12 protein-coding genes are annotated in these 14,016 nt (G+C 57.8%); 2 read left to right on the forward strand and 10 right to left on the reverse strand.

Annotated elements, in window-relative coordinates; genetic code table 11:
* The 5 genes from J3362_RS02660 to J3362_RS02680 all read right to left on the reverse strand — a co-directional run bounded on the left by J3362_RS02660 (nucleotide 1) and on the right by J3362_RS02680 (nucleotide 4,684).
* The gene (locus J3362_RS02660) at nucleotides 1–1,308 is read right to left on the reverse strand and encodes an ABC1 kinase family protein (RefSeq protein ID WP_349518007.1); all 1,308 of its coding nucleotides are present in this window, start codon (nucleotides 1,306–1,308) and stop codon (nucleotides 1–3) included.
* A gap of 49 nt (nucleotides 1,309–1,357) precedes the next feature.
* Nucleotides 1,358–2,020, reverse strand: a complete 663-nt coding sequence (locus tag J3362_RS02665) for a fumarylacetoacetate hydrolase family protein (RefSeq protein ID WP_349518008.1) — start codon at nucleotides 2,018–2,020, stop codon at nucleotides 1,358–1,360.
* A gap of 23 nt (nucleotides 2,021–2,043) precedes the next feature.
* Nucleotides 2,044–2,586 (reverse strand): adenine phosphoribosyltransferase, encoded by a 543-nt coding sequence (locus J3362_RS02670; RefSeq protein ID WP_349518009.1) that lies wholly within the window; start codon nucleotides 2,584–2,586, stop codon nucleotides 2,044–2,046.
* Between the two features lie 30 nt (nucleotides 2,587–2,616).
* Nucleotides 2,617–3,915, reverse strand: coding sequence for an NCS2 family permease (locus J3362_RS02675; protein ID WP_349518010.1), 1,299 nt, complete (start codon nucleotides 3,913–3,915; stop codon nucleotides 2,617–2,619).
* Nucleotides 3,916–4,066: 151 nt separating this feature from the next.
* Nucleotides 4,067–4,684, reverse strand: a complete 618-nt coding sequence (locus tag J3362_RS02680; protein ID WP_349518011.1) for a trimeric intracellular cation channel family protein — start codon at nucleotides 4,682–4,684, stop codon at nucleotides 4,067–4,069.
* Nucleotides 4,685–4,877: 193 nt separating this feature from the next.
* Here J3362_RS02680 and J3362_RS02685 point away from each other — a divergent pair, with 193 nt between their 5' ends.
* The gene (locus J3362_RS02685; RefSeq protein ID WP_349518012.1) at nucleotides 4,878–5,444 is read left to right on the forward strand and encodes a BLUF domain-containing protein; all 567 of its coding nucleotides are present in this window, start codon (nucleotides 4,878–4,880) and stop codon (nucleotides 5,442–5,444) included.
* Between the two features lie 145 nt (nucleotides 5,445–5,589).
* Nucleotides 5,590–6,570 carry an NADPH:quinone oxidoreductase family protein gene (locus tag J3362_RS02690; RefSeq protein ID WP_349518013.1) on the forward strand — a complete coding sequence of 327 codons (981 nt, stop codon included), beginning with the start codon at nucleotides 5,590–5,592 and terminating at the stop codon, nucleotides 6,568–6,570.
* 220 nt (nucleotides 6,571–6,790) lie between these two features.
* Here J3362_RS02690 and J3362_RS02695 read toward each other — a convergent pair whose 3' ends face one another.
* The 5 genes from J3362_RS02695 to J3362_RS02715 all read right to left on the reverse strand — a co-directional run bounded on the left by J3362_RS02695 (nucleotide 6,791) and on the right by J3362_RS02715 (nucleotide 13,632).
* Nucleotides 6,791–8,617, reverse strand: a complete 1,827-nt coding sequence (locus J3362_RS02695) for a long-chain-acyl-CoA synthetase (RefSeq protein WP_349518014.1) — start codon at nucleotides 8,615–8,617, stop codon at nucleotides 6,791–6,793.
* 63 nt (nucleotides 8,618–8,680) lie between these two features.
* Nucleotides 8,681–9,508, reverse strand: a complete 828-nt coding sequence (locus tag J3362_RS02700) for an SDR family oxidoreductase (RefSeq protein WP_349518015.1) — start codon at nucleotides 9,506–9,508, stop codon at nucleotides 8,681–8,683.
* The gene (locus J3362_RS02705; protein ID WP_349518016.1) at nucleotides 9,505–11,475 is read right to left on the reverse strand and encodes an acetyl/propionyl/methylcrotonyl-CoA carboxylase subunit alpha; all 1,971 of its coding nucleotides are present in this window, start codon (nucleotides 11,473–11,475) and stop codon (nucleotides 9,505–9,507) included. Before J3362_RS02705 ends, J3362_RS02700 begins: the two co-directional genes overlap by 4 nt.
* A 152-nt stretch (nucleotides 11,476–11,627) precedes the next feature.
* The gene (locus J3362_RS02710) at nucleotides 11,628–12,449 is read right to left on the reverse strand and encodes an enoyl-CoA hydratase/isomerase family protein (RefSeq protein ID WP_349518017.1); all 822 of its coding nucleotides are present in this window, start codon (nucleotides 12,447–12,449) and stop codon (nucleotides 11,628–11,630) included.
* 22 nt (nucleotides 12,450–12,471) lie between these two features.
* Nucleotides 12,472–13,632, reverse strand: coding sequence for an acyl-CoA dehydrogenase family protein (locus J3362_RS02715; RefSeq protein WP_349518018.1), 1,161 nt, complete (start codon nucleotides 13,630–13,632; stop codon nucleotides 12,472–12,474).
* Nucleotides 13,633–14,016 lie beyond the last annotated feature (384 nt).

Here is a 14,016-nt window from a genome sequence, read left to right on the forward strand (position 1 = left end):
TCAGGTTTTCAGGTACCTTTCCAGTTCTTTCCGGAAAGCGGCCTGAACTCCCAGCCGCTTCAGCATCCAGTAGTGGCCGGCAATCATCCGGTCGATAAAGATGCTTTCCACCGGCGGCTTGAAGTAGTCGAGGTATTTGAACACGGTGCTGGTTTTCTCGGCCACGCGCTTGTGGATGTCGGCATCTGCGAAGTTATAGGGCACCTCCCGATCCTCGAAGGGCACCACCAGAATGTCCCGCCACATAGCGTAGTAGGCTTCATCCACGGCTGGCTGGCTTCCGACACGCGCGCCGAGGTCAATCAGATGACGGTCAAGCGCTTCGTAGTCTTCCTCGAGGGCAGAAACCAGGGCGTTGCGGTAGGCGGCGATGATTTCCGGTTTCAGCTTCTTTACGCAGCCGAAGTCGTACATGACGATGGAGCCATCAGGCCGGTAGGCGAAGTTGCCGGCGTGGGGATCGCCATGGATGCACTGGAAACGGAAAAGCTGGTCCGCCATGAGCATGAAGATCCGGTGCCCTATCAGGTTGATGGTGTCCTGGTCGTACCGGTCTCTCGTAACCTTGCTGACGTGATCTCCCTCAACCAGTTCCATCGTCAGGACACGTCGGGTTGAGTGGCTCTTCGCCACAGCAGGGATGAGCACCCAGGGCTGATCCTTGTGGAATTCCCGAAAGAGTTCGATATTCCGTGCTTCGTTCTCGTAATCCAGCTCTTCTTTCAGTCGCTCCCGGATTTCGGCGAACAGCCGGTCTACCGACTCCTTGGGCATTTTCAGGAGGCCGCCCAATCTCAGTGCCATGCGCAGTTGCTTGAGATCTGAATCGCAGGATTCGTCGACGCCGGGGTACTGGATTTTCACAATGACATCGGTGCCATCGTGGAGTCTGGCGCGATGCACCTGGCCTATGGAAGCCGCGGCGTAGGGTGTCTCCTGCAGGTACTCGAAAAGCTCGGAGACCGGTTTGCCCAGTTCCGATTCGATCTGCCCCACGATGACCTCAAAAGGCATGGGCGGGGCTTCTTTCTGAAGTTTCTCGAGCGCGTCCGAGAATTCCTTGGGCAGAAAGTCCTGGGTCTGGGAAGCGATTTGCCCAACTTTCATGACCGCCCCTTTCAGCTCGCCCAGGGTATCGGCGATCTGGTCGGCCATGCGGGTATAGCTCTCGCTCTGGGCGCCCTCATCATTTTCTGAGCGGAACAGGCGGCGCGCACGCTGGCCGGCATATTGCCCTGCCACAGAGGCAGTCATGCCAGCGAGTTTGAAAAAGCGACCACGTCGGGAGGTTACCGGTTTCTTTGCCATAAACAGATGTACGCCTTTGACCGGATTTGGGTTTAGCCGGCCCTGCACGTTAAACCACTTTGGTCTCCACGAACAGCAGGTCTTCCAGTTCAAGCGACAGGGTCTGGCCAGAAACCAGCGGGCCCACGCCTTTTGGTGTTCCTGTCAGCACCACATCGCCGGGCAGCAGCGTGAACTGGCTGCTGATGTGAGCGATCAGGGGAATAATGGGGTTGAGCATTTCGCCGGTATCGCCGGTTTGCTGGCGGTTGCCATCAATATCCAGTGTGAAGTGAATGGGGGCATCGGGAAACTTATTGGCCGCGACAAACGGCGAAAGCGGGCAGGCACCATCGAACCCCTTCGCTCTTTCCCAGGGCTGGCCCTTTTCTTTGAGTTTGCCCTGGAGATCCCGCAGAGTCAGGTCCAGTGCCAGACCGTAGCCCAGTATCGCGGATTCGGCTTCGCTGGCTGAAGCCCGGGTCAAGGGTCGACCGATCAGAACCGCCAGTTCGGTCTCGAAGTGAACCGCCCCCTGGTCTCTTGGAAAATCCAGGGGGCGGGTGATATGCACCGCCGAGGTTGCGGGTTTGATGAACAGTAGCGGTTCATCCGGCACCGGGTTATTGAGTTCCCGGGCATGCTCGGCGTAGTTGCGACCAATGCAGACGATCTTTCCCAGTGGCAGATGGACGGGCGTGCCATCCTTCCAGTGGTGTTGGTAATCCGGCATGGTCGCCTCCTGATTGCTGTTGATTATTCCCCTTCAAACGAGCAAACAGTATAAACCTGAAGGCCTTCGTCCTGCAGCTTGCGGGAGCCGCCGAGATCGGGAAGATCAATCATGGCTGCCACTTCCACAATTTCCGCGCCAATCCTGCGGATCAGACGAGTCGCGGCGAGCATCGTGCCGCCAGTGGCAATCAGATCATCCACCAGAACCACGTTGTCGCCCGGCTTGAAAGCGTCCTTGTGCAGCTCCACGGAGGCGGTACCGTATTCAAGCTCGTAGTCCTCCACCAGTGTATCGAACGGCAGCTTGCCTTTCTTGCGGACCAGAACCAGGGAGGCGTTGAGCTCATAGGCCAGTGCCGAGCCAATGATAAATCCGCGAGCATCCACCGCTGCCACGGCATCAATCTCGTGGCCGTGGTAGCGGTGTACGAAGGCATCAATCAGTTTCCGGAAGGCAGTCTTGTCCTGCAGTACAGTGGTTATATCGCGGAAGGCCACGCCCGGCTTTGGCCAGTCCGGGACCGTGCGAATGGCCTTTTTGATGCTTTCAGAAAAATAATCCATAAACGTTCCGGTTAATGCCCTGGAGGCGGATCAGGCCGCATCCAGGAAAATGAATTTCAGAACAAACACAACCGCAATGATAACAACACTGGCGTTCAGATCTGCCCAGCGGCCACTGAGTGCCTTCAGGATGGCGTAGGTGATGAACCCCAGGGCGATGCCGTTGGCAATGGAGAAGGTCAAAGGCATCATCAGGGCAGTGACCACAGCCGGGGCTGCGTCAGTAACATCCTCCCAATCAATCAGCTTTAGGCCGCTGGCCATCAGAACCGCCACGTAAAGCAGTGCCGGGGCGGTGGCGTAGGCAGGAATGATGCTGGCGATCGGTGATAGCAGCAAACAAGAAAGAAACAGTGCGGCAACCACCACAGCGGTCAGGCCGGTTCGGCCGCCAGCGGAGATGCCCGCGGTGGATTCGATGTAGCTGGTGGTGGTTGAGGTACCGAGGGCGGCACCGGACATGGTCGCAACCGAGTCCGACATCAGGGCCCGGCCGAGGCGCGGCAGTTTGCCGTCCTTGTCGAGGAGGCCGCCGCGCTGTGCGGCGCCGATCAGGGTGCCGGATGTATCAAACAGATCGACGAACAGAAAGGCAAAAATCACGCTGATCATGCCGATATTCAGGGCGCCGGCCAGGTCGAGCTGCATGAATGTCGGCGCGATGCTCGGGGGAGCGGAAACCAGACCATTGTACTCGACCATTCCCAATGCCATGGCAACACCGGTAACCGCAATGATGCCAATCATGACGGCGCCGGTTACCTGGCGGAAGGACAGTGCGCAAATCAGCACGAAGCCGCCGAAAAACAACAGGCTCTCCGCCACTTTCACTTCGCCCAGCCCCACAAGCGTGGCGGGGTGATCCACAACAATGCCGGCATTCTTCAGGGCGATCAGGGCCAGGAAGAAGCCAATGCCCGCGGAGATGCCGAAGCGCAGGGACATGGGGATGCTGTTGATGATCCATTCCCGCACCTTGAAGATGCTCAGCATGAAGAAGAGGAAGCCGGAAATGAATACCGCTCCGAGCGCTATCTGCCAGCTGTAGCCCATGCTGCCAACGACCGTGAATGAGAAAAAGGCGTTGAGGCCCATGCCTGGTGCCATGGCGATCGGGTAATTGGCCCACAACCCCATGATCAGGGTGCCGATTACGGCTGCAAGGCAGGTAGCAACGAACACAGCCCCGAAATCCATGCCGGTCGATGACAAGATGCTCGGGTTGACCACAATGATGTACGCCATGGTCAGGAAGGTGGTGATGCCCGCAACCACTTCTTTACGAACAGTGGTGCCATGGGCCTGGAGTTGGAACAGTCGTTCAAGCATGACGGGTGTCTGCCTCACAGGATGCTGAAGGTTTGTGTTTAGGGGTCTGGTCTGAACGGAATTCTTGGATTGCGTGAAAAAACGGCAATGTTACCGGCTCAGCCTCCTCAGGCCAAGGGATGATTGACACTCCGTCAAAGTGAATGTGGTGCTAGTTGATGTGGGAGTCACGCTGGAGCCGAATATCGAATCGGACCGCCAGCATCCGCACAATCACGATAAAAAGCAGGCCAATGGTCAGAGGCAGGGCTTCGTTGTCGAGGAACCACTGGCAGATAAAGTACAGCCAGCATCCGGCAAAGGAAATCGACGCATAGATCTGGTCCTTACGGAAGATATAGGGTACTTCGTTACAGAGGGTATCCCGCAGGGCGCCGCCAAAGGTGCCAGTCATCACTCCGAGCAGTGAAGCGACAAACCACGAATGTCCCAGATCCAGGGCCAGTTGGGCGCCAAGGATGGAAAAAACGCCAAGCCCGATGGCGTCGGGGAACACAATTCTGGATTCCCGCAGCCGCTCCGCCTTTTCCCAATAACTGAAGACAACCGCCATGGCCAGAATCAGCATCGGTTGCTCTTCGTGCTTGATCCAGTAAAGAGGGTGGTTGTCCATGATCAGGTCGCGCAGGGTGCCACCACCGAGTGCCGTGATGAATCCGATGGTAAATACGCCCACAGGATCCATATTTTTGGAGCGCGCCACAATCATGCCGGAAATCGCAAACGCGACGATTCCAACCATTTCAAGCACGTAGATGATGTCGATCATGGCGAGCCCCGAGATAGGCCAGGAGTGGCCGAATGCCTAAAGCGAAAGCGCGCAGGATAGCGAAAAAGCCGATGGCTTTCACCTGAGGCCAGATAGGTGTCAGGAGGCGCAGGCCTCCGGACTGTGATCCATAGCGACAGTCCTGAACGTATCTTGCATTCAACTTACCTGTATCCTGTTGTACGGAGTTGCTATGTCCTTGATGCGTCTGGCCTATGCCAGTGAAGCCACGTTCGAAGCCAAACCGGTGGAAAAGGGTGTTGAACCCCACGTTGCACGAATTCTGATGACCTCCCGTAAGAACAATGCCAAAGACCAGTTGGTCGGTGGCCTCTACTACGGAAACGACCGGTTTTTCCAGTATCTGGAAGGTGATGAGGACGCCGTCCGTCGCACTTATGACAGGATCCTGAAGGACGACCGCCATCGCAACATCGTCACCTTGATAGAAGAACCTCTTGAGAGCCGAACGTTCAGTAACTGGTCCATGAAATACGTGCCCCTGTCGAGGGATGTTCGGAAGTTTCTGGATGATCAGGGACTTGAATCCTTCGATCCGTCCTCTTTCACGTCGGATCAGTGCGAGAAAATGATTGAACTGGTACGCAACTCCAGCCAGGACCAGAATCTGGCTACCCGTGATGATCCCAAATCTGTCGGCGACGCGCCTCAGGTGCTGTCCTCGGGGATGAAAGTAGGTCTGATTGTGGCCTGCCTGGTTCTGGTAGGGGCTCTGGTAATTGGCGGGACCATGCTCTGATTGAGTTACCGACAGAAATAAGCGCCGCTTATGCGTTTAGATAAAAGAACTTTATTTGCTTCATGGTAAGACTCTGTTTAGCTTGACGGGTATCAATCGCGGGCGAATGTCGCCCGAAACCTGATCAAATAAAAACGGAGCGCTCATGAAAGCCATCCTCTGCAAGGAATATGGCCCGGCCGAGAAGCTGGTCATCGAAGATGTCCCAAGTCCCGAAGTGAAAGGCCGCGGTGTAAAAGTGCGCGTTAAAGCCGCCGGCCTGAATTTTCCGGACACCCTCATCATCGAGAACAAATATCAGTTGAAGCCGAGCCTGCCGTTTTCACCGGGTGGTGAAATGGCGGGTGAGGTTATCGAGGTTGGTGACAAGGTAACCCGCTTCAAGGTTGGAGATCGCGTTGCGGGGCTTACGGGTTATGGCGCCTTTGCCGAAGAAGTCATCGTGCCGGAGCAGAATCTTCTCCCCGTCCCTGATGGCATGTCCGACGAGAAGGCAGCGGCCTTCACCATGGTTTATGGAACTTCCTATTACGCCCTTAAGCAGCGCGGCAACCTTCAGCCTGGCGAATCGCTTCTGGTTCTGGGCGCCAGCGGTGGCGTGGGCCTGGCAACGGTTGAGCTCGGCAAGGCGATGGGCGCGAAGGTTATTGCAGCTGCGAGTTCGGCGGAAAAGCTTGCTGTTGCCCAGGAAGCCGGCGCCGATGAGCTGATCAATTACTCTGAAGAGCCTCTTAAAGACGCCGTGAAGAAGCTTACTCACAGCAAAGGCGTGGATGTCATCTACGACCCAGTAGGCGGTGACTTCACCGAACAGGCTCTCCGTGCGATGGGTTGGAATGGCCGCCACCTGATCATCGGTTTCGCCGCCGGCGAGATTCCAAAAATCCCGGCAAATTTGACTCTTCTGAAAGGTTGTTCCGTTGTCGGCGTGTTCTGGGGCAGTTTCACACAACGCGAGCCGGAAGCCAGTGCCCAGAACATGATGGAGCTGATGAAGCTCTATGCAGAGGGCAAGATTGATCCGAAGATCAGTGCGGTTTACGAATTTGAGGATTACGCAAAGGCACTGGGGGCTTTGACCGAGCGGAAAGCGACTGGCAAGGTGGTGTTGAAGGTCGGCTCCTGAGTCTGGTCTGGCTCCTGCCCCAGCCTTCTGGGGCTTGGAGTGGGTGAGAGTGGGCGGCCCCTCCCAAAAACCGCTACGAGCACATCCATGTGCGCTTGGCGTCGGCCATCCATGGCCGCCGACATTTTTGGGAGGGGCCGCCCACTCTCACCATCCAGCTTTGGAATTATAGTCCGTAGGTCGGATTAGACGCAGTCGTAATCCGACAACATGCCTGATCTCAAAAACTGACTTTCCCGCCATCAATCTTCGAAACCAACTCCGGTGTGAGTAAGGTATAACCCTTGGTTCTAGGCAGCCAGGCATAGACCTCCTCGTCGTTCCGAAGCGAATACCCGAGCTTCTGGATATCCACCTTCCGGTACTTGAAGGTCCCGGTTTTCTCGATGGCATGGGTTACTCGCACGAACACCGGAACTGCGTAGGCCGGCAGGTTATCCCGGAGATACTTGAATAACTTGTTGACGTCGAACTGGGTGCCGTTGCTCTTAGGAACCAGCGTTACCATGCCGGCCTTGCCGTTGGTGCCGGGGATCTCGACGCCGTACACGATGGCTTCCTCGACCATCCCCGAGCCGTCGATGATGTTTTCCACTTCCGTTGTTGAGACGTTTTCGCCCTTCCAGCGGTAGGTATCGCCCATACGGTCGACGAACTGCAGGTGGCCGCACCCGATTTCCTTCAGGACATCGCCAGTGTTGAACCAGGCGTCGCCCTTCTTGAAAGCGTTGCGGAGGATCGATTTTTCCGTGGCCTCTTTCTGGGTGTAACCCTCGAACGACCATTTCTTGGTGATCTCGCCGATCAACAGGCCGGGCTCGCCTTTAGCCACTTCCTGCATGAAGCCTTTTTCGTTACGAACTGGATCCCGTGTGCCGTCGTGAAATTTCACCAGTTTGTAGGGGGCGGTAGAGAAGCCTACCGTGTTGTCCATATTGAAAAAGTTACTGAAGCCGATGTTGCCCTCGCTGGAGGCATAGAGCTCTGCGACTGTCTCTATCCCGAAGCGCTGCTTGAATTCCTTCCAGATGGACGGGCGGAGGCCGTTGCCGATCATTTTTGTGAGGCTGTGGTTCCGGTCCTGTTCGCTGGGTGGCTGGTTCAGCAGGTAGCGGCAGAGTTCGCCGACGTAGCCGAAGGTGGTGGCGTGGTAATAGCGAACGTCGTCCCAGAAGGCGCTGGCGGAGAACTTGCGGCGCAGGGCAATGGCGGAGCCGCCGGCCAGGACGGAGCCCCAGCAGACCAGCAGTGCGGTGCCGTGATAAAGGGGGAGCGTGCAGTAAAGAACGTCCTCCGGCTTCATGGCCAGAGACATCAGGCCAAACCCGCCGTAGGCCATTATAAATTTGCGGTGTGAGCCCGGAGCTGCCTTGGGCAGGCCGGTGGTGCCGGAGGTGAACAGGTAGATGGCGGTATCGCCCATTTTCGGCGCATTGCTCAGAACCGGGGCGTCGCTGTTGAAGGTGCTGATCTGCTCGGCCATGTTGGCGTAACCGTCCGGAGCGTCCCCAAAGGCGTTCAGCGTGTTGGTGTCTGCCAGAAACTGGAATGGCTGGGGATGGCCGGTCTTGAGATCTGCCTTTATACCGTCGAACCCCTCGACCAGTTCCTCGCCAACCACCACCATTTTGGGCTCGATCAGGTTGATGCTGTGTTCGAGTACCTTGCCTCTCTGGGAGGTGTTGAGCATGGCGCAGGCGACGCCGAGTTTGGCTGCGCCGGCTACCACGGCAAGCAATTCGGGGCGGTTTTCAAGGAAGATCGCAATGGCATCCCCTTTGGCAAGCCCCTGGTCCTGCAGGTAGCGGGCGATGCGGTTTGCCCAGCCATTCAATTCGCTCCATGTGATCGAGCGGTCTTCGAACAAAATGGCGGGCCGGCTGCCCAGGTTCCGGGCGTTGCTCTCGATAAGAGTGCCGAGCGTAAGCTCACGGTTCTCGTTTTTCAGGGCATAGTAATACAGCCCCCGGGTTATGGCCGGCAAGCGCCGGAATATTCCGGGCAGGCTGCGGGCAATGTCTAATGCGGATACGTTGTCTTGGCTCATGGTTTTTCCATTGGTCCCTTTTAGTGTGTGGACGTTGAGCCCGGAACAACGCATGCCTCGGGTTCAGTCCAGAAACAGGTCCGGCATCAGGGGCTTATCGCCCGGCTCGTACCGGTAATGCTCGAAGTCGGTGATACCGTCTTGCCGTAGCAGTTCCTCGTCGATCAGGTTCTGACCTGTCATGGTTTCAGGCGACCGGTTGAGGATGCTGACAGCGGCATCGGCCATGATGTCCGGCTTCCTGCCCTGGGCCATCATCTGGGGTCCGCCAACTTCAAATTCGATGGCTGCCGTGGCAATCAGCGTTTTTGGCCACAGCGTGTTAACCGCAATGCCGTACCGCCTGAACTCCTCCGCCATGCCCAGGCTCAGCATGGTCATGGCGTATTTTGTGGTGGTATAGGGGCCATATTGGGCGAACCACCGGGTATTCAGATTCAGAGGCGGCGACAGGCTCAGGATGTGGGCCCGGTCCGACTGTTTCAGCCAGGGCAGTGCGGCCTGGCTGCAGGCCATTACGGCCCGGGCATTGACCTGATGCATCAGGTCGTACCGGCTGACCTTGAGGTTTTCCACACCGGTTAGCCGAATAGCGCCTGCGTTGTTTACCAGTGCGTCGATGCCGCCAAAATGCTCGCCGGCCTCATCAATGCGCTGGCGGATCTGCTTTTCATCCCGGACATCCAGAACCAGAGGCAGCGCTTTGCCTCCAGCATCCCGAACTTCCTCCGCCACGGTATGGATCGTGCCTGGCAGCTTCGGATGAGGCGTGTCTGATTTGGCAGCAATCACCACGTTCGCGCCCTGTCGGGCGGCGGCGAGGGCGATGGCCCGGCCGATGCCACGGCTGGCGCCGGTGATAAAAACGGTACGATCACGCATGGTACTCATGCCTCGTTCTCCTGTTCGGCCTTCTCGTTGGCGGTTATCTGGACCAGTAACTGACTGCGTTTCACCTGGTCGCCTTTGCTCGCAAGGATCTCGGTGACTATCCCGTCGCGGTCTGCTTTTACCGGATGCTCCATCTTCATGGCTTCCAGTATCACCAGCGTATCGCCCTGGTGAACGCTCTGACCAGCCTCGGCTAACACGTCAATGATGGCGCCATCCATGGTCGCCTGGATGCGACCGCTGCCCGCACCGCCAGCAGTCCTGGCTGGTTGGTGGGTAACATCGCGCACCGACCAGGATTGCCCGAACGCCTGCAAATATAGGGAATCGCCCTGGCGGTGATATTGGCAAGTCTGACGAACGCCGTTGTCGATAATGCACAAATGGCCATCCCTCTGCCTTTCAAGTACCAGGGAATGCCGGGTTTCGCCCATACTGACAGACAACCGGCTGCCGCTGCGGGTCACCAGTAGCTCGATAGTGGTGTCGCCGGTTTCCAGCTTGATGGGTGTCATGGTGGCCGGCGCATTGCTCCAGGCGCTCTGGCCCAAAATGCCATGGTCGAGCACGCAGGCGGCCAGGGCCAGCTGGCGAATGGTCAGTTTTTGCGGCTGAAGGGACGGATCGTCCTTAAAGGCCTGCTGAAGGAAGGCCGTAGTCGCCTCGCCGGCCCCGAAAGTCTCGTCTGCGATAATCCGGCTCAGGAAATGGCGGTTGGTGGTCACACCGAACACGGTCGTGTCCTCAAGCGAGCGGATCAGCCGCCGGCGGGCTTCATCTCGGTTCTGGCCCCAGGCAATTACTTTAGCCAGCATGGGGTCGTAGTGGGGAGTGATAGCATCTCCAGATCGTACCCCGGTATCAAACCGTAAACCTTCGCCTTCGGCTGGTTCAAAGGCGTATAGCGGTCCGGTCTGGGGTGTGAATCCGTGGGCAGGGTCCTCTGCATAGAGTCGAACCTCAATGGCATGGCCATTCAGGTGAATATCGTCCTGGCCGAGCGGCAGCGGGCGTCCCTCAGCCACGTTGAGCTGCCAGGCCACCAGGTCCTGACCGGTAATGAGTTCGGTGACCGGATGCTCTACCTGCAGGCGGGTGTTCATTTCCAGAAAGTAGAAGGTTCGGTGCTTGTCGACCAGGAACTCGACGGTGCCGGCGCCTTCGTAGTTGCAGGCCAGAGCCGCTTTGACTGCAGCCTCACCCATGGCCTGGCGTAGTTCCGGCGTGACAAAGGGGGAGGGTGCTTCTTCCACTACTTTCTGGTGCCGGCGCTGTACCGAGCAGTCCCGTTCGCCCAGGTACACGGCATTGCCGTGCCTGTCCGCGAACACCTGGATTTCCACATGGCGGGGCTCAATTACGGCTTTCTCGAGGATCAACTCGTCGTCGCCGAAGGCCTGTTTCGACTCGGACCGCGCCCGGTTGATGTTTTCGGCCAGTTCGGACTCGCTTTCAACCAACCGCATCCCGCGGCCACCGCCGCCGGCAGAGGCTTTGATCATCAGGGGGTAGCCAATGTCTTTGGCGGCTGCGATGAGTTCGTCGTCGCTTGCGTTGTCGCCTTCATAACCGGGCACCACGGGCACGCCGGCCCCCTGCATGGCGATTTTGGATCGCCGCTTGCTGCCCATCAGTTCGATGGCAGATGCTGGCGGGCCAACGAAGACCAGGCCAGCGTCTTTGCAGGCATTGGCGAAGGCGGCGTTCTCGGAGAGAAATCCGTAGCCGGGGTGGATGCAGTCGGCGCCGGTTTTGCGGGCGGCTTCAAGAATTGCATCGCTGTTCAGGTAGGAGGCGGATACCTGTGCCGGGCCAATGCAGACGGCCTCGTCGGCGAGTTCCACGTGCATGGCTTTGGCGTCGGCCTCGGAGTAGACGGCCACGGTGCGGTAACCCAGGGCTTTTGCAGTGCGGATGACGCGGACTGCGATTTCGCCTCGGTTGGCTACTAATAGTTTTTTTAGCATGTTCTTGTTCTCTCCTTTGGAGTAAGCCGCGAGGCTGAGTGCCGTCTGGCTTCCAGAAAACCGCTACGAGCACATCCATGTGCGCTTGGCGTCGGCCATCCATGGCCGCCGACATTTTCTGGAAGCCAGACGGCACTCACCCTCGCTCCGCATCAGTCCGATTCGCTTGCCCAGGCTGGTGGACGTTTTTGCATGAAGGCCATGGTGCCCTCCGTTCCCTCGCTTCCCCGGATGGCTTCCGCAAATTTTTCAGCCGCGCTGTCCAGCAAACCGCTCATGGGTTCATGGCCAAACCTGTGTAGCAACGCTTTGGTTTCTGCCGTGGCAACCGGTGCGCAGTGGCGGACACGATCCAGAGCGCTTGTCAGCATCTCTTCCAGTTCATCCTCCGAAGAAGCCGCCTGGTGAACGATGCCAAGACTGCATGCTTCGTTCGCATCGATTCTCAAACCGAGCAAGGCCAGTCGCCGGGCCTGCGTGAGGCCGATTCGTTCAACCACAAACGGCGCAATCTGGGCGGGAATCACGCCGAGAGAGGTTTCCGGCATGCCGAACTTGGCGCTCGGCCCGGCGATGGCGACGTCGGAAACGCAGGCCAAACCGAATCCACCGCCCATGACGGCTCCCTCTGTGATAGCGATGACCACTTTCGAGGATTCGTTGACCTGTTGAATCATCTGGCCGAAGGCCCGGTTCAGGCGGTAGAACGGATCGGCTTCACCCTCGGCCGCTTTCTGGCCCCGGGCACCGGCCATGTCTTTGATATCGCCACCCGCGCAGAAATGACCACCGGCGCCCCGGATGACGACCGCGCGGATATGCAGATCGTTTTCGATCTGGGTAAACACCGCGGACAGTTCCGCCACCATCTCGAGGCTCATGGCGTTGCGCACGTCCGGTCGGTTGATAGTGATAAACAGGGTTGGGCCCTGTTTTTCCAGAAGCAGTGTTTCGCAATGCGGTACCTGATCCATAAGTGACTCCACCGTCCGTTTTTTAGTCGCGCTTCTTGCCCGGAAGGGTGCCCATCATCTTGCAGATAATTCCCAGCATGATTTCGTCGGCACCACCGCCGATGGACACCAGTCGAACATCCCGGTGCGCGCGGGAAATCGGGTTATCCCACATGTAACCGTTACCGCCCCAGTACTGTAGGCAGCTGTCTGTTACCTCACGTCCCAGACGCCCTGCCTTGAGCTTGGCCATGGAGGCCAGGCGGGTCACATCCTTGCCATCGACGTGAAGTTCACAGGCCTGGTAGGTGAGGGCGCGCAGGGCCTCGACTTCGGTTTGCAATTCGGCCAGGCGGAAGTGGATCACCTGGTTGTCGATCAGTGGCTGGCCGAAGGTCTTCCGCTCGCGACAGTACTCGATGGTCTTGGTGATGCAGTTCTCCAGCGCCTTGATAACGTTTGCCGCACCCCAGATCCGCTCCTCCTGGAACTGCAGCATCTGCATCATAAAGCCGGTGCCCTCGGCGCCGATCCGGTAGCGCTGCGGCACACGGACGTCGTCAAAGAAGATCTGGGCGGTTTCGGAAGAGCGCATGCCGAGCTTGTTCAGATGCGGGCTGAAGGAGATGCCCGGCGTTTTGGTGGGCACGATAATCAGGGACTTGTTCTTGTGAGGCTTGTCGTCCGAGGTGTTGGTCAGCAGGCAGATAAAATCTGATTTGGGGCTGTTGGTGATCCACATCTTGGAGCCGTTGATGATGTAGTCGTCACCGTCTTTCTTGGCGGTAGTTTTCATTCCCGCCACATCAGAGCCCGCGCCAACTTCGCTGACGCCAATACAGCCCACCATGTCGCCGGCAATGGCCGGCGCCAGGAAACTGCGTTTCAGTTCATCAGAACCAAACCGGGAAATGGCCGGGGTACACATATCGGTCTGAACCCCAATGGCCAGCGGAACACCGCCGCAATGGGCCATGCCCAGTTCTTCCGCCGCTACCAGGTTGTAGCTGTAATCCAGCCCCATGCCGCCGTATTCTTCCGGCTTCTGGATGCCCAGAATTCCCAGGTTGCCGAGCTTTTTGAACAGCTCATGAATCGGGAATTCCCCGGCGGCTTCCCATTCGTCGCAATGGGGGTTGATTTCCTTCTCGACAAAATCGCGGACGGTTTTTCGAAGGGCTTCGTGTTCGGCTGTGAATTTCACGTTCTTGTTCTCCTAAGGTAGCTCGTGCCTTCGTTGTTTTGGTGCACGTTCTCAAGCTTGGGTGGCAGGTGTGTGTGGCCGCTTCCAGAAAACCGCTACGAGCACCCCTTGCGGGGTCCGGCCAGCAATCACAGATTGCTGTCGTTCGGCTGCGCATGAAGCTTCGCTTTATAAACGCTTGCCTCACCCATGTGCGCTTGGCGTCGGCCATCCATGGCCGCCGACATTTTCTGGAAGCGGCCCCACACTCCTGCCCATGTCTGCAAATGTGTTGCTGCCTGCTGGCAGTGTTGTTGTTTCTGTAGGTCGGGTTAGCCGAAGGCGTAACCCGACAGATTGCCGGAGTGCCCTGGCTTTTTTGTCGGATTACGCCTTCGGCTAATC

Origin of the sequence: Marinobacter sp. NFXS11 (genome assembly GCF_040148675.1) — a bacterium.
Taxonomy (GTDB): domain Bacteria; phylum Pseudomonadota; class Gammaproteobacteria; order Pseudomonadales; family Oleiphilaceae; genus Marinobacter.

Excerpts from the sequence above, each read along its gene's own strand:
- J3362_RS02710 (WP_349518017.1), bottom strand. The coding sequence starts at position 12,449 with ATGGATCAGGTACCGCATTGCGAAACACTGCTTCTGGAAAAACAGGGC.
- J3362_RS02665 (WP_349518008.1), bottom strand. The coding sequence starts at position 2,020 with ATGCCGGATTACCAACACCACTGGAAGGATGGCACGCCCGTCCATCTG.
- J3362_RS02695 (WP_349518014.1), bottom strand. The coding sequence starts at position 8,617 with ATGAGCCAAGACAACGTATCCGCATTAGACATTGCCCGCAGCCTGCCC.
- J3362_RS02705 (WP_349518016.1), bottom strand. The coding sequence starts at position 11,475 with ATGCTAAAAAAACTATTAGTAGCCAACCGAGGCGAAATCGCAGTCCGC.
- J3362_RS02675 (WP_349518010.1), bottom strand. The coding sequence starts at position 3,915 with ATGCTTGAACGACTGTTCCAACTCCAGGCCCATGGCACCACTGTTCGT.
- J3362_RS02670 (WP_349518009.1), bottom strand. The coding sequence starts at position 2,586 with ATGGATTATTTTTCTGAAAGCATCAAAAAGGCCATTCGCACGGTCCCG.
- J3362_RS02690 (WP_349518013.1), top strand. The coding sequence starts at position 5,590 with ATGAAAGCCATCCTCTGCAAGGAATATGGCCCGGCCGAGAAGCTGGTC.
- J3362_RS02700 (WP_349518015.1), bottom strand. The coding sequence starts at position 9,508 with ATGAGTACCATGCGTGATCGTACCGTTTTTATCACCGGCGCCAGCCGT.
- J3362_RS02680 (WP_349518011.1), bottom strand. The coding sequence starts at position 4,684 with ATGATCGACATCATCTACGTGCTTGAAATGGTTGGAATCGTCGCGTTT.
- J3362_RS02685 (WP_349518012.1), top strand. The coding sequence starts at position 4,878 with ATGTCCTTGATGCGTCTGGCCTATGCCAGTGAAGCCACGTTCGAAGCC.
- J3362_RS02660 (WP_349518007.1), bottom strand. The coding sequence starts at position 1,308 with ATGGCAAAGAAACCGGTAACCTCCCGACGTGGTCGCTTTTTCAAACTC.